The 14,502-nt window shown below is 62.3% G+C and carries 13 protein-coding genes; 7 read left to right on the top strand and 6 right to left on the bottom strand.

Annotated elements, in window-relative coordinates; genetic code table 11:
- Positions 1-41 precede the first annotated feature (41 nt).
- Entirely contained in the window at positions 42-734 is a 693-nt protein-coding gene (locus B208_RS0110495; RefSeq protein ID WP_007976084.1) for a V-type ATP synthase subunit D, read from the top strand.
- A 308-nt stretch (positions 735-1,042) separates the two neighbouring features.
- On the opposite strand, the gene B208_RS0110505 is transcribed toward B208_RS0110495, so the two are convergent.
- The 4 genes from B208_RS0110505 to B208_RS0110520 all read right to left on the bottom strand — a co-directional run bounded on the left by B208_RS0110505 (position 1,043) and on the right by B208_RS0110520 (position 4,070).
- A complete protein-coding gene (locus tag B208_RS0110505) occupies positions 1,043-1,978 on the bottom strand; it encodes a branched-chain amino acid transaminase (protein ID WP_007976081.1) in 936 nt (311 codons plus the stop codon).
- Between the two features lie 194 nt (positions 1,979-2,172).
- The gene (locus B208_RS0110510; protein WP_007976079.1) at positions 2,173-2,571 is read right to left on the bottom strand and encodes a DUF5518 domain-containing protein; all 399 of its coding nucleotides are present in this window, start codon (positions 2,569-2,571) and stop codon (positions 2,173-2,175) included.
- 138 nt (positions 2,572-2,709) lie between these two features.
- A complete protein-coding gene (gene ribB, locus B208_RS0110515) occupies positions 2,710-3,369 on the bottom strand; it encodes a 3,4-dihydroxy-2-butanone-4-phosphate synthase (protein WP_007976077.1) in 660 nt (219 codons plus the stop codon).
- Positions 3,366-4,070 carry a DUF120 domain-containing protein gene (locus tag B208_RS0110520; RefSeq protein WP_007976076.1) on the bottom strand — a complete coding sequence of 235 codons (705 nt, stop codon included), beginning with the start codon at positions 4,068-4,070 and terminating at the stop codon, positions 3,366-3,368. Before B208_RS0110520 ends, ribB begins: the two co-directional genes overlap by 4 nt.
- 300 nt (positions 4,071-4,370) lie before the next feature.
- Between B208_RS0110520 and B208_RS0110525 the strand changes: the two genes are divergently transcribed.
- Both B208_RS0110525 and B208_RS0110530 read left to right on the top strand, forming a co-directional pair.
- Entirely contained in the window at positions 4,371-5,747 is a 1,377-nt protein-coding gene (locus B208_RS0110525; RefSeq protein WP_232423772.1) for an alpha-amylase domain-containing protein, read from the top strand.
- A 63-nt stretch (positions 5,748-5,810) separates the two neighbouring features.
- Positions 5,811-6,173 carry a cupin domain-containing protein gene (locus B208_RS0110530; protein ID WP_007976074.1) on the top strand — a complete coding sequence of 121 codons (363 nt, stop codon included), beginning with the start codon at positions 5,811-5,813 and terminating at the stop codon, positions 6,171-6,173.
- A 23-nt stretch (positions 6,174-6,196) separates the two neighbouring features.
- On the opposite strand, the gene twy1 is transcribed toward B208_RS0110530, so the two are convergent.
- Positions 6,197-7,237, bottom strand: a complete 1,041-nt coding sequence (gene twy1, locus B208_RS0110535; protein WP_007976073.1) for a 4-demethylwyosine synthase TYW1 — start codon at positions 7,235-7,237, stop codon at positions 6,197-6,199.
- 166 nt (positions 7,238-7,403) lie between these two features.
- Between twy1 and B208_RS0110540 the strand changes: the two genes are divergently transcribed.
- A complete protein-coding gene (locus tag B208_RS0110540; protein ID WP_007976072.1) occupies positions 7,404-7,742 on the top strand; it encodes a hypothetical protein in 339 nt (112 codons plus the stop codon).
- 15 nt (positions 7,743-7,757) lie between these two features.
- Here the strand turns inward: B208_RS0110540 and B208_RS0110545 are convergent, their stop codons facing one another.
- Positions 7,758-8,561 (bottom strand): hypothetical protein, encoded by an 804-nt coding sequence (locus B208_RS0110545; RefSeq protein WP_007976071.1) that lies wholly within the window; start codon positions 8,559-8,561, stop codon positions 7,758-7,760.
- 196 nt (positions 8,562-8,757) lie between these two features.
- Between B208_RS0110545 and B208_RS0110550 the strand changes: the two genes are divergently transcribed.
- From B208_RS0110550 to argS, 3 genes are all read left to right on the top strand, one after another.
- Positions 8,758-10,686 carry an outer membrane protein assembly factor BamB family protein gene (locus B208_RS0110550; RefSeq protein ID WP_007976070.1) on the top strand — a complete coding sequence of 643 codons (1,929 nt, stop codon included), beginning with the start codon at positions 8,758-8,760 and terminating at the stop codon, positions 10,684-10,686.
- 101 nt (positions 10,687-10,787) lie between these two features.
- Complete coding sequence (locus B208_RS0110555; RefSeq protein ID WP_232423773.1) at positions 10,788-12,629, top strand: twin-arginine translocase subunit TatC; 1,842 nt, start codon at positions 10,788-10,790, stop codon at positions 12,627-12,629.
- A 65-nt stretch (positions 12,630-12,694) separates the two neighbouring features.
- Positions 12,695-14,446 (top strand): arginine--tRNA ligase, encoded by a 1,752-nt coding sequence (argS, locus tag B208_RS0110560; protein WP_007976068.1) that lies wholly within the window; start codon positions 12,695-12,697, stop codon positions 14,444-14,446.
- Positions 14,447-14,502 lie beyond the last annotated feature (56 nt).

The following is a 14,502-nucleotide window of genomic DNA, read 5'->3' on the forward strand; positions in this document are numbered from 1 at the left end:
TGTAAAGAATTATCCCCTTCGAGTTTCTAGCATCAACCAACATGGCCAAGGACGTCAAACCCACTCGGAAGAACCTCATGGCGATTGAGGACCGCATCGACCTCTCCGAACGGGGCCACGACACGCTGGAGAAGAAGCGTGACGGCCTCATCATGGAGTTCATGGACATCCTCGACCAGGCACAGGACGTACGCTCCGGGCTGGAAGAGGATTACCAGCGCGCACAACAGACCATCAACATGGCCCGCGCGATGGAGGGCGACGTCGCAGTTCGCGGTGCCGCCGCCGCGCTGCAGGAACACCCCGAAATCACGACCGAGTCGAAGAACATCATGGGCGTCGTCGTCCCGCAAATCGAGTCCTCGAAGGTCAAAAAGTCACTCGACGAGCGGGGCTACGGTGTCCTCGGAACGAGCGCGCGCATCGACGAGACCGCGGACGCCTACGAGGAACTGCTCGAAAGCATCATCCTCGCCGCGGAAGTCGAAACCGCGATGAAGAAGATGCTGACCGAAATCGAGACGACGAAGCGGCGTGTCAACGCGCTCGAATTCAAACTGCTCCCGGAACTCCACGAAGCCCAGGACTACATCGAGCAGAAACTCGAAGAACAGGAGCGAGAAGAGATCTTCCGAATGAAGAAGATCAAGGCCAAGAAGGAAGAAGAAGAGCGGGCCGAGAAGGAAGCCCGCGAACCGGAGATGGCGGAAGGCGAAGTCGTCGTCACGAGCTAACACCAATATTTTCTTGCTGCGGTTTGGGGAAGTAGAAAGCGGTGCGTTTCGAGTCGATGAAGTGGACGTCGAAGGTCACGGCATCCCCGACTCTCCATCCGAAACGACGCCCTTGGAGAGACGGAAGTCTGAGGGAAACCGAACGCGATTCGAATTTCAGCTTCAAAAAGTGACGTACCGATACGAAGGTCACGCGAAGCGTTGGAAGCTGTCGTGTCGTCGAGAGAAATAGCCGAAGCGAAAACGCGACCGATGTCCTGTTCTCGAACGGTTGCGAGTCTCTGAATCGAGAACGCTCGCGGAACGGATTACTCCCCGACGTACGTGAACCACTCGTCGTGGTCGTCGGTGCGACGGTTCACGAGGTCGAAGAAGGCGGATTGGAGTTCTTCGGTCACGGGACCGCGACTGCCGTTGCCGATTTCGACGTTATCGACCTGCCGGATGGGCGTGACTTCCGCCGCGCTGCCGGTGAAGAACAGTTCGTCGGCGGTGTTGAGTTCGCCGCGACTGATGGTCGCGTCGTCGTGGACCGTGTAGCCCATCTCCTCGGCCATCGTGATGACGCTGTTGCGGGTGATGCCGTCGAGGATGCTCTGGGAGAGACCGGGGGTGAAGATTTCACCGTCGCGGACCATGAAGATGTTCTCGCCGGGACCTTCCGCGACGTTGCCTTCCTTGTTCAGGACGATGGCTTCGACGTAGCCGTTGCGTCGGGCTTCCTCACCGGCGAGGAGGCTGTTGACGTACAGGCCGGTCGTCTTGGCGTTCGTCGGAATCTGGCTGGAGGCGTGCTTGCGCCACGAGGAAACCATCACTTCGACGCCGTTTTCGAGGGCGTCCTCGCCGAGGTACGCGCCCCACGGCCACGCGGCGATGGTGACGTCGGTCGGGCAGTCGCCGGGGCTGACGCCGAGGCTGTCGTAGCCGTAGTAGGCGATGGGCCGGACGTAACAGGAGCGGAGGTCTTGGCGGTCGATGAGTTCGAGGGTCGCCTCCGTGAGCTCCTCCGGGCTGTACTCGATCTCCATGTCGTAGGGTTTACACGAGTCGTAGAAACGCTGGAGGTGGTCCTCCCAGCGGAAAATCGCAGGTCCCTTTTCAGTATCGTAACATCGGACTCCTTCGAAGACACCCGTTCCGTAGTGCAGTCCGTGCGTGAGAACGTGGATTTTCGCATCGTCCCAATCGACGAATTCGCCGTCCATCCAGATAGTGTCCACGTCCATTTCGTCAAAGCTCATACGTCCGCCCCAACGAAGGCCACGGTAATGAGTTTTGGCGATTGTCTTTGGACGATTGTGTAGGATTACTCATCTAAGAGTAATCCATGGGAACCGTGAATCGATGGTGCTCGCCGGAGCGAGGCATCAGAAAAGCGTTCTCGAACCGTTTACGCCGGCAAAAATGAGTCGGGTGTGAAAATGGGTCGGTGGTATCAGGCGGGCCGCGCCGCGGCGCGCCGTTCCGAGCGACCGTTGAGCCACGAGCCGAGCGCGCCGCCGACGATGCCGGGGATTGCCGCGACGACGACGAACAGCACGCCGAAGGCGAACAGGCCCATCGCCGGGACCGGACCGGCGAGCAGTCCGCCGATAGTCAGAATGACGAGCGCGACGATGGCCCCCGCGGCAGTTGCGACGCCGCCGTTGAGCGCGCCGTCGTCGAGTTTCGTTCCGGAGACGTACCCTGCCACCAGTCCACCGATGATGCCAGTCAGGCCAGCACCGACGACCGGTAGCGTCATGTCCGTGAACGGGATGCCAGCACCACTGAGGAGGCCGACGATGATGGTTGCGACGATTCCGTATGCGATAGCTTTTGCTTTGAAGTCCATACGTAGCATATTGACCCCCAGAAATATGAACATTTTTTATAATATAGATACCTATTCCGATATTATCGCAATTCGGGGCGGAAATTTCGTTAGTAAAAGGGAGTCTTACCGTCTCGCCGGGAAGACGGGTGAAAAGCGTCAGTCGAGCGATTCGATTATCTCCGACCCTTCGAGGTAGGGGAACTCGTGGCGCTCGGCGTATGCGCGTGCGTCCGCGGGGGACAGTGCACCGCCGGTTTCGTCGTCCAACATCTCACAGACGACGACGGCGGGGGCGCGGTCGGCCGCGCCCGCGAGGGCGATACCGAGTTCGGTGTGGCCCTGTCGCTCGGCGAGTAGTTCGGGGGCGGCCTTGAGCAAGTGGACGTGTCCCGGTGCACGGAACTCGGAGGCGAAGTCGATTTCGGCGGGGGTCGCGGCCACGTTTGCGAGTTCCCGAATCGTCAATGAACGGTCGTCGTCCGTGATACCGGTGTAGGTATCGCGGTGGTTCACGGTCAACGAGAACGACGAGCGCGAATCGTAGCCGAGTTCGTGGCCCTCGCTCGCGGGGTGGTCGATGATGTCGTCCATGTAATCGAGGTCGAAGGTTTCGGCGACGTCGTGTGAGAGGGCGACACAGACCAGTCCACCGGCATCGTTTCGAAGTCGTGAAACGGCATCCGGGGTAACCGCACCGGCGGGATAGATGAGGTCGGTCTCGCCTTCGCGGTCGGCCGCGTCGTGGACGAGGACGGGCGAACCCTCACGGAACGCGGAGATTGCCGCTTCGACCGCCGCGGCGGTTGTTTGGCTCATTGTCTCTCCTCGATGTGGACCGTAACGTGGTCACCGTCTTCCAGACCGAGTTCGTCGCGGAGTTTCGTCGCCGCGATGAGTTCCAACTGGTCCTCGTCGTGATGGGTTCGTTCGGGAGCGATGACGTGAACGGGTTCGTACGACTCGCCGTCCGTCGCTTCGATGGCGGCGGGATAGCAGACGGCGGGACCGTAGGTTCGGTCGCCGTCCTCCCACGCGTCGATGGAGACGGGGTCGAGCGCGTCCATCGCCGAGCGAGCGCGGACGCTTTCGGCGGAGAGTTCGACGTTCAGCGTTCCCGGATACGGTTCGTAGCCCAGCCGGTCGATGAACTGTTCCATGTAGCCCGACAGCGAGATGTAGTGTTTCCCTTCGCCCATCCCGCCGGTGACGGTTCCCGAGAGGTCGACGCCGGAGAGGTCCTCGAAGATTCTGCGGTAATCCTCGTACTCGCGTTTCAGTTCCCACTCGCCGTCGTCGGTGATGGCGACCCACTGCCCGTTGCTGACGATTTCGCGCGTGATGAGACCCGCATCGTCCAAGCGCTGGAGACGGCGCGATGCCGTCTGATTGGACGCGTCGAGGCGGTCGGCGAGGTCGGCACACGAGACTTTGACCTCGCTTTCGAGCGCCCCGTCGAGGGCGAGCAGTTTCAACGCGGCGAGTTCGTCGTACCCAACCACGAGCGATGTCGCTGACATACGTGATACTCCGTGCTTCGGTCCTTTAAGCATACCGGAAATGAGATGCGTAACAGAAATGTTATGGCGTGGGTGCGGATGAACCGCTGGGGCAGAAGATAGAGTGCGACAACATCTAAGTGTGCTGATTTTCGGCGGGGAACGCACCGATGTATCACGAGACTCGAAGCCACACCAACCCTCGAATCGAAGTTGAAGGCATTCTCCGCTATTCTCCCAGATTTGGAGTCTGAATTGTAGTTGAAATTTAGTTGATTAGTGGCTAGATTAAAGTGTGTTGTGATAATGCGTAACAAATGCATGGTGGCAGAAGATAACGTAACTCACACAGAAAACGGTCGAGAAGGGCAATCAGCGGCGGACGAAGGGAGAAACGAGAGAGCAGAAGCAGCGGACGAAGGGAGGGCCAGACGAGCGGACCTGACGCGCCGGGCGTTCGTCGGCGGCCTGTCCGTCGTCGGTTTGGGGGCGGGACTGCCCGCACTCTCGGACCGTGCGGCGGCGGCGGGTGAACCGGTGCACTTCCAGTACTTCCACGAGACGTGGCCGACCATCACGGACAACCTCTCGACGGTCGCCGACAGGGGGTACGACGCGGTGTGGATACAGGCACCCCAGAAGAGCGACCTGACGTGGAGCGACCAGAGCGGACGCAACGACCCGCCGCTCGGCTATCAACCGGTGGACTACACCGTGTTCGATAGCGAGTTCGGGACGGAGGCGGAACTCCAAGCACTCATCGACGAGGCGCACACGCAAGGGCTGGAGGTGTTCGTCGATTGCGTGATGAACCACATGGCGACGGGATACGACTACGACTTCCCGCGCTTTTCGTACAACGACTTCCACCACGACGTCGGGTCCATCGACGACTGGAGCGACGACCATCAGGTCGAACACGGCGAACTCCTCGGACTCCCCGACCTCGCGCAGTACGAATCGTCCACCTCGGAGTACGTCCGCGGCGAGTTGATGAACTACATGGAGAAGATAGCGTCCATGGGTGCGGACGGCTACCGCTACGATGCGGTCAAACACGTCGAGGAGAAGTACTGGAGCGATTACGCGAACCCGAAGGCGGACGACCTCGGCATGAGTAGAATCGGCGAGGTGTACAGCGGCAGCATCGATTACGTACAGGGCTACGTCGATACCGGAATGGACGCGTTCGACTACCCCCTGTACTACACCCTCGGTGACGTGTTCTCCGGCGGCGACATGAGCCAACTGCAAGGCGCGGGTCTCATCGGGCAAGACCCGTTCCACGCCCACCCGTTCGTCCAGAACCACGACGCGGATGCGCCATCGCAGTACCACCTCGCACACGCGTTCGTCCTCACCAGCGAGGGCGTCCCGATGATTTACAACCTCTACCCGAACGCCATCCTCGACGACAGCGACATCAACAACATGGTCTGGGTGAAAACGAACCTCGCCGGGGGCGAGACGTACTGGCGACACGCGGACAGCGACCTCGGAGTCTACGAGCGGTACAACAACCTGCTGGTCGGCATCAACAACGGGGGAAGCAATCGCACCCAGTCGGTGTACACCTCGTGGACGAACACGACCCTCCACGACTACAGCGGCACGTCCGGCGACGTGACCACGGACGGGAGCGGGTGGGTCGATATCACGGTCCCGTCGGAAGGCTGGGTGTTCTACGCGCCGAACTGAGCGCGACGAAAATCGCCCCTTCCCGCGGATATACCGTTCCGCGCCGGGAACGCTCGACTACGCATGGAGAAAGTCACGCTCGACGCCGCGTTCGACACCTTCGACGAACACTGGTCACCCCGACTCGCGGCCGAACTGAACGGGCAAGCCGTCAAACTCGCCAAACTGGAGGGCGAGTTCGTCTGGCACCGCCACGACGACGCTGACGAGATGTTCCTCGTGACGAGGGGTCAACTCCGCATCGAGTTTCGGGAGGAAGAGGACGTGGTGCTGGACGAAGGCGAATTCGTCGTCGTTCCGCGGGGCGTCGAACACCGACCGGTCGCCGATGAGGAAGCCGAAGTACTCCTGTTCGAACCGGCGGGAACGACGAACACCGGCAACGTCGAGAGCGAGCTGACGAAGACGGACCTCGAAGAGGTGTAGCGAACCGACCGCGGGTAGACCGTCTACTCGCCCAGACGCGTCCACGTCGTCGAATCGCGTTCCCAGAACTCGCTGTCCTTCTTCAGTTTCGGCACCCACGTATCCTCCGTTTTCGAGAGCAGTGCGACCCGCGAGGCGGGAACCTGCTTCAGCACGTCGTGGTCGGGCATGTGTTCGCCCACCCGTTCGGTGAACTCGACGACCTCCTCGTGGTCGAGCATGGACGTGCGGTCGAGACGGCCGCGCGAGTGGCCGACGTGCATGTACGCCTTCAGTTCGACGAAATCCGGGTCGGCGCGCTCGTAGAAGGCGGCGTACCAGTCGGGGTTAGCGACGTTCTCCCCGCCGACGAGCGTGGTTCGGATGACGGTTCGCGTGTCGTCCTTCTCGGCCAGCACGTCCATCGTGTCGATGAGTTTCTCCCACGCGTCGTCGTCCACGGCCCGGACCACGTGGTCGAAGGTGGCGCGGTCCGCGGCGTCCACGCTGACGTAGAGTTGCGTCGGGTCGCACCGTTCCAGCATCTCGGGGTTCGTCCCGTTGCTCACGAGGAACGTGGTGATGTCCCGGTCGTGGAACGCCTCGATGAGTTCCGGAAGGTAGGGATACAGCGTCGGTTCGCCATCGAGCGAAATGGCGACGTGGCGCGGTTCCATCGACTCTTCGAAAATTTCTCGGGGCACCTCGTCGTTACCGCCGAATCCCGACAGGAGTTTGCGCTGGAGGCGGATGCTCGCGTCCACGACCGCTTCGGGGTCGTCCCACTCCACGTCGCCGAGTTCGTAGGAGTGCCCGCGGTGGTCGCGCCAGCAGAAGACACAGCGTTCGTTACACTTCACGACCGGCGTCATCTGGATACAGCGGTGGGATTCGATGCCGTAGAAGATGTTCTTGTAGCATTTTCCTTCCCCGCGAAGCGCGTTCGCCGTCCAGCCGCAGGTCTGGGCGGCGGTGTGGTTCTCGCTGTGGTAGTTCGGGGAGGAGACCTGTTTCGGTCCGTCATCGGAATCCGACGCGTCCCGATTGCTCGCCGAAGTCTCCTCGACGGTATCCGATTCGCTCATTGGCGGATTAATGTCGTCCATAGGTAAAACGTTCTTTCCTCTCGGTCGGTTTGCGAGCCGACAGCATACTCATTCGAATTTCGATTCGATACGGTTCGCTCTTTGACGGGGCGTTACCGCTCGACTCGACACAATCCCTTTAGGCGTCGCCGACGGCCCTTTTGCTATGAAACTCGACCCGGATCAACTCGAAGCGCGACTGATGACGCACGGCGTCTACGTCACCGAACTCGACGTGGACGAGGGGAGAATCGACATCGAGTACGAATCCATCGCCGCCGGGAAAACGAACGCGGTTCCGCACCGGGAGGTCGGCCGCGTTATCAACGTTGTCCGGGACCTCGCCGAGACGCCGCGGGACGTTCACGGGTCCGTGACCGACCTCGACGACGAAGCGGTCGGTCGGTGGCGTGCCGAAGCCGAGTGGCTTCGAGCGTTGGAGGACGAGGAGCTATCGGAGGTCGATTTCTCCCAGCGAGTCATCGAGACGATAGACGAGTCGTAGCGAAGGCCCGATTCGTCACGGCGAGCGCACCTTGGACCGAAACGCCTCCGGGGCCGCCTCGGGGTGGATGGCCGACGAGAGGTCCGCTTCGTACACCATCGGCCACGGGAAACCGCGGGTAACTCGCAACGTGTCGCCGTCGATTCGAACGTCGCGGATGCGCCGCCACGGGACGAGGGACCCGCCGCTTTCTTTGTTCGGTCGGACGAGCAACCCGTCGTCCAGTGCGACGAGTCCGACCTCCTGTTTGCCGGTCAACAGCGTCCCGATGGTCGTCCCGATGAGCGTCCCAATGAGTGTCGTGGAGAGGAATTGGACTGTGACGAACTCGCCGAGTATCAGTTTGACCACGGCGATTCCGATTGCGCTGGAAACCAGGGTGAGCGGCAGTTCGTAGCGCCGCGATTTGGTACCGATGACGTTCGCCCGGACCGACCGGGTTTGGTACAGTATCTCCGCGTGGCGACCCGAACCGAGGGAGGTTGCGACGAGCGCGACGACTGTAAACACGGATAAGCGGAGGATGATTCCGGCCGTGGGGTCGTAGTCCGTGAACACCTCGGCGAGGAAGACGCCCGCGAAGGGGAGGACGCCCGCGACGGCGAGCGACCGATGGAGGCGGGAACAGACCGCGCGGTCGAGTTCGTCGCGGAACTGCTCGGCGGCGGTCCACCCGAGGAGGGTGACGAGGAGACCGATTTCGATTTCGTTCGCGGGCGCATCGGGCCACAGCCACGGGAGGGCGGCCGCGACGGCAGTTCCGACGAAGAGGCCGAGCGCGACGCTAAACGGGCGAAACCGGGGAGGGCGGAGCTGCATACGGAACACGTAGCTTCCGAATCACATTAATCGTTCTCCATTTTCGGAGAAAGATGAACGCTGGCGGCAAGGGGAACATCGGAAAGAAGATGTAGGATTGTCGTTATGAATAGGACGAGAAATGCGAGATGGGTCCTCGAATCGACGTGAATTTCTAGCCACGGTCGGTCTGGCGCCCTTTGCTTGGGTTCCGAGCATGGACATCACACGCTCTTTCGCACCGGAACCGAACGTTCGGTGGACGTTCGAATTGGAAGAGGAACCGAAATCGGGATCACTCCTTCTCGACGGGGCGACCGTTTACGTGGCGACGAACGACAGGTTGGCCGGCCATTCTGTGGTGACAGGTGACCGACGATGGGAAACCGCCTTCGATACGGGCGGAATTACTCCGGTTGCCGTCAGGGACGGCACCGTCTATGCGAGCGACGGCGATGTCGTCCACGCCCTGAATTCGACTGAATCGACCGGAACATTCGGAAACGAACGCTGGCGCGCCCGAGGAGGCGACCGTATCGCAACGACGGAAGAGATGGTGTATCTGGGCGCGGGAACGCTGGATGCGCGTTCTTCGTGGAACGGGAAACTTCGCTGGCGGTTCGCCGGTGACGAGCCGATACATCGGAAACCGGTAGTACACGACGAAACGGTGTACGTCTCGGACAACAGTGGAGGACTGTACGCGGTTTCCACGGAAGACGGGAGCGAACGATGGAATGCGTTCCACAACAGCGAGAATCCGAATCGCTCCTCGTCGCAATCCATAGCAGTCGCAGGGGTCATCCCGGAATACGACACGACGCATTCGACCGGAAGCGTACTCGTGTGGGATTCGACGTACGGGAGCGTGTCCGCCTGTGCGGCGGACACAGGCCGTCTGCGGTGGCGATTCATGGCGAACGACGGACGAAAAGCGTCGAACGCAACGATAACCATGGCTGGAGGGCGGATTTACGTCGCCGCCGGTCGGCGGCTACACGTACTCTCGCCAGCCACCGGAGACGAACGGTGGCACGTCACGCTTCCAGATGAAATATCCGGGAGCATCCACTCCGACGGGTTCAGCGTGTTCGTCGGAACGACCGGTGGGGAGGTCTATAGTTTCGCCCGGAAAAACGGGACGCAACGGTGGAGCTTCGGCACGGAAGAAGACGGAACAACGAGGAGCAGAACCGACGATTACGGCCGCCCTATCGCGTGGCAGGGGAAGGAATTGGACGCGTTGGACGCAAGTGGAGAGCTTCGCTGGAAGCGGCGGTTCGAAAGTCCACCGTGCTGTCCTCCGAGCGTAGCGAACGATTTCGTCTACGTGCTTACGGGTGATGGGACCATTCACGCCCTCGGGACGGCCGAATCAGCACCGATATTTGGAGCGATACAGGTCGCAAAATCGCTCGATTGGATACCCGTCTTCGGCGCAGTCGTCGGAAGCACGGCACTTGCCGGTGCGGTGTGGAAACTCCATTCATCGGGCGACGAGACGGAGGGGGAGATGAGGGAGTCTGCCGACGAACCCGAGTATCCGACGTGGAACGGCTACGAACTCCACGAGCGATTGGACGCCGAAACGCATCTCGCTCGAACGATGGACGGCGATACCGTTCTCCTACGGCGATTCACCGATCCGCCGGAAACATTCGAGCGAGACGCGAAGGAGTGGAAAAAGCTCGGTGTCGATGGCGTCCAGCAGGTGCTCGGCTGGGGCATCGGCCCGGAGCCGTGGGTAGCGGTAGAACGCGTGAACGGACGAACGGCCTCCGAAATCGCTGCAACGCTCGACGAGGGGAACGCCGTGGATGTCGTCGGACGGGCGGCCGAAATCGTCCATCTCGCGCACAAACGGGGAGTGTTTCACGAATCGCTCTCGCCGGAGAACGTGGTGGTAACGGATTCGGGCGTGGTGGTCACTGACTGGCGGTTTACCGGGACCGGGGATGGAAGGGAACGGAGCGTCCCCGCGGACGTTCGTCGCCTCGGGGGACTCGTCCGGTCGCTCCTCTCCGACGAGCCGTCCGAACCGCTTCGGGACGTGCTGGAACGGGCCGCCGCGTCCGACCCGGACGAACGCTACGAATCCGCGCTGGCATTCGCCGACATGCTCCGCTGGGCGGCCCGCAACCGCTAGCGCCGAACCACAACCGCCCGCTAGCGCCGAACCACGAATTCCGGCGAGCAACGTTGATAGCCGAGCGAGGCGTTACTAGGGATGCGATTGGGGGAGTTCGCGTGGGGGCACTTGGATACGACAGATTGGGAGGAGTGGCGGGTATCGCGCTTCGGAGGGTACGCTCCGAGCTACGGCTGGCGTTCGTCGTCTTCGTGGGGGGATTTCTGGCGACGTTCTACGCGCTTCGCTATTGGATATGGCCCGCGTTGGCGCGGCGGCTGCTGGAGTCGAAGGCTATCGTCGTCGCGGTGACGCCGTTCGATGTCGTCCTGCTACAGGCGAAGATAGGACTCATCACTGGCCTGCTGATGGCCGCGGTCTTTCTCCTCTATCGAACACGGCGGACGGAGCGAGGTGGGGACCTCTCGATGCCGGGAACGAGACGGACGCGACTGCTGGTCACGGGTCTGGTGGTCGTCCTGTTCGGCGGCGGCGTGGCCTACGCGTACCTCGTCTTCCTCCCGTTGCTGTTCGATTTCCTCGTCGACAACGCGATTCGGTCCGGATTTCAACCGACCTACTCCATCGTGGAGTGGACGCAGTTCGTGCTCCTGCTGACCATCGTGTTGGGGTTCACCGCCGAACTGCCGTTGCTCATGGGCGGATTGGTGTACGCCGACATCGTTCCCTACGACCTGTTCCGTGACCGATGGCGCTACGCCGTCTTCGGCATCGTCGTTATCAGTTCGATGGTGAACGGTTCGCCGGACCCGTTTTCCATGTCGCTCGTGGCGATACCGATGACGACGCTCTACTTCGTGGGACTCGGCTGTGCGCGACTCGTGGACCGCGGGAGCGGCGGGAGTCGAACCGGCATCGGGGTAGACCGTCCGGGTGAAATCGACCTTTCGTCCCTCGACGCGTCCGGGATTCGCTCCGCGCCGCCCGAAACGTTCGATTCGCTCGCGGAACACGAGGCGCTCGAACTGGCGGATACGGCGCTCGATTCGGGCGACCACGAGCGAGCGGCGGCCATCCTCGACCGCTTTGACGCCGCGAACGACAACGGGGACGACGAAGCGGAGGAACGAACCTCCGAAAGCGAAGCCGACGACGGGAACGGCCTGACGACTGCGGTGGAGGGAACCACGGCCCGGATGGCGTCGGTGTTCACGGAAGAGGAGAAAACCGAGGACGACATCGGCGGCTACTACTACGACCTGCGGTTCGTCCTCGGAAGCCTTCGGAGCAAATCGTTCCGCCTCGCGGGGGTGTTCATGTCCGTCGTCGCGCTGACGTTCACGTTCCTCTACGGGGGCGGCATCGGCGCGATAAAGCGGGATTTCCTGACGAAGCTTCCCGAAGGCGTGAATCCCGAGGCGTTGAACATCGTCCTCCTGCATCCGGTCGAAGCCCTCGCGTTCGAGATGAAGGTGAGCCTCATCGCGGGTGCGGTGGCGGTGATGCCGCTGGTGCTGTACTACGCGTGGCCCGCCGTCGAAACTCGACTGGACGCGCATGCCGACCGAAACGTGTTCCTCGTTTGGGGCGGCGCGCTGGCGGTGGGGCTGTTCGGCGGGAGTTTCGTCGGCTACCGCTACGTCGCGCCGGAAGTGATGTCCTATCTCGTAGCCGACGCCCGCGCCGCGGACATGATAATCGCCTACCGCACGGGGGCGTTCTTCTGGTTGGTGTTCGCGCTGACCGTCGGGGTCGGACTGCTGGCCGAAATCCCGGTGACGATGCTGTTGTTCCATCACGGCGACGTCGTTTCCTACCGGACGATGCGGCGGCGCTGGCGTGAGGTTTCCATCGGCGTGCTGGTCGTCGCGGCGGTGCTTCCGGGTGGGCTGTTGTTGATGCTGTTCGTCGGAACCGCGGTGATGGTCGCCTACTGGTTCGGGTTGGCCGTGCTCTGGGTCGATTCGCTCGGCGAGCGGTTGCGTCGCGTGGCGACGTAGGGCGTCCGGACCGCGACCGGAATCGTTCAGAAACCCCTTTACCGACCGCCCCGGAACGAACGGGTATGTTCCTGACGTTCAGGGAAGAAGTCGAGGACGCCCTTCTCGCGGCGCTTTCCGCCCTCGACCTTCCGACCGACGACCTCGGAATCGAGACGCCCCCGGAAGGCGTGGACGCCGTACTCGCTTCCAGCGCGGCGTTCCGACTCGCGGGGGAAGTCGGCGCACCGCCACCGAAAATCGCGGCCGACATCGCGGACGAAATCGACGCCGACGGCTACGACCACCTCGCGGCCGCGGTGGGACAGGGGCCGTACGTCAACTTCCTCCCCAGCGACACCTACTACGACGAGACTGTCGAGACGGCACAGGACGAGGAGTACGGCCGCCTCGAACCCACCGGCGAGAACGTCGTGGTCGAGCACACGAGCGCGAATCCGACCGGCCCGGTGCACGTCGGCCGCGCTCGCAACCCGATTACCGGCGACGCCATCGCGCGCATTCTGGACTTCGCGGGCAACGACGTGGACCGTCACTACTACGTCAACGACGCGGGTCGCCAAATCGCGGTGTTCACCTGGGCCTACGAGACGTTCGACGAGGAGGACCTACCGAAACCCGAGCGCGAACGCGCCGACTACGACCTCGTGCGCTACTACCGCAAGGGGAACGCCTACCTCGAAGAGGCCGACCCGGAGGACGCGGACGAGGCCGAGACGAAAATCGCGGCAATCCTGCAAGGCCTCGAAGAGAACGACGAGGAGACCTACGAGCGCGTCAGCGAAGTCGTCGATACCGTCCTCTCCGGCATGCGCGTCACGTTGGACCGCCTCCCGGCCGAGTTCGACGAGTTCGTCAAAGAGACGCAGTTCATGTTCGACGGCAGCACCGACGACGTGGTGTCGCGCCTCAAGGAGGACGAACACGCCGTCTACGAGGAGGACGCGTGGCAACTCGACCTCTCGGAGTTCGGCTTCGAGAAGAACCTCGTCTTCCTCCGTTCGGACGGGACGAGCCTCTATACGACCCGCGACTTGGCCCACCACGAGTGGAAACTCGACAACTACGACCGCGCCGTGACGGTCATCGGCGAGGACCACAAGCTACAGGCCGACCAACTCGCTCAAGCCCTCGAAATCCTCGGGAACGACACGGACAAACTGACCTCGTTCCACTACTCGTGGGTCAACCTCCCCGAAGGTGGCATGAGCACGCGTGAAGGGACGGGCATCGACATGGACGACCTGCTCGACGAGGCCGAGAAACGCGCCCGCGAGGAAGTCGAGAGTCGGATGGACGACCGCATCCGCGACGACGACCTCACCGAGGCGGACGTAGACCGCATCGCCCGGCAGGTCGGCATCGGCGCGGTCCGCTACGACATCATCTCGAAACAGCCGACGAAGACCATCACGTTCGAGTGGGAGCGCGCGCTGGATTTCGAGGCCCAGAGCGCTCCCTACGTCCAGTACGTCCACGCGCGCTGTTGTGGAATTCTCGCGGAAGGGGATGGGGAGATTCCGACCGATATCGACCCGTCCCTCCTCGATTCCGAATCCGAGCGCGACCTCATCGAGGTCATCGCTCGCTTCCCGAACGTCATCGAGGAGGCCGCGGACGACCTCGAACCGCACGCGGTCGCCACCTACACCCGCGAGTTCGCGGAGACGTTCAATGCGTTCTACCGCGAGTGTCCCGTCCTGACCGCCGAGGACGAGGAGGTCCGCGACGCCCGGCTCGCGTTGGTCGCCGCCGCGAAGCACACCATCGCGAACGCGTTGGGCGTCATCGGCATCGAAGCGCCGGAGTCGATGTAGGCGGCCCCCGCCGCTCCGGAGAGGCTTCCGCCGACGTACAGTATCCCGGCGTACGC

This window comes from Haladaptatus paucihalophilus DX253 (assembly GCF_000376445.1).
Classification (GTDB): domain Archaea; phylum Halobacteriota; class Halobacteria; order Halobacteriales; family Haladaptataceae; genus Haladaptatus; species Haladaptatus paucihalophilus.

Excerpts from the sequence above, each read along its gene's own strand:
- B208_RS0110530 (WP_007976074.1), top strand. The coding sequence starts at position 5,811 with ATGGAGAAAGTCACGCTCGACGCCGCGTTCGACACCTTCGACGAACAC.
- B208_RS0110510 (WP_007976079.1), bottom strand. The coding sequence starts at position 2,571 with ATGGACTTCAAAGCAAAAGCTATCGCATACGGAATCGTCGCAACCATC.
- argS (WP_007976068.1), top strand. The coding sequence starts at position 12,695 with ATGTTCCTGACGTTCAGGGAAGAAGTCGAGGACGCCCTTCTCGCGGCG.
- B208_RS0110540 (WP_007976072.1), top strand. The coding sequence starts at position 7,404 with ATGAAACTCGACCCGGATCAACTCGAAGCGCGACTGATGACGCACGGC.
- B208_RS0110545 (WP_007976071.1), bottom strand. The coding sequence starts at position 8,561 with ATGCAGCTCCGCCCTCCCCGGTTTCGCCCGTTTAGCGTCGCGCTCGGC.
- ribB (WP_007976077.1), bottom strand. The coding sequence starts at position 3,369 with ATGAGCCAAACAACCGCCGCGGCGGTCGAAGCGGCAATCTCCGCGTTC.
- B208_RS0110495 (WP_007976084.1), top strand. The coding sequence starts at position 42 with ATGGCCAAGGACGTCAAACCCACTCGGAAGAACCTCATGGCGATTGAG.
- B208_RS0110520 (WP_007976076.1), bottom strand. The coding sequence starts at position 4,070 with ATGTCAGCGACATCGCTCGTGGTTGGGTACGACGAACTCGCCGCGTTG.
- B208_RS0110550 (WP_007976070.1), top strand. The coding sequence starts at position 8,758 with ATGGACATCACACGCTCTTTCGCACCGGAACCGAACGTTCGGTGGACG.
- B208_RS0110505 (WP_007976081.1), bottom strand. The coding sequence starts at position 1,978 with ATGAGCTTTGACGAAATGGACGTGGACACTATCTGGATGGACGGCGAA.
- B208_RS0110525 (WP_232423772.1), top strand. The coding sequence starts at position 4,371 with ATGGTGGCAGAAGATAACGTAACTCACACAGAAAACGGTCGAGAAGGG.
- twy1 (WP_007976073.1), bottom strand. The coding sequence starts at position 7,237 with ATGAGCGAATCGGATACCGTCGAGGAGACTTCGGCGAGCAATCGGGAC.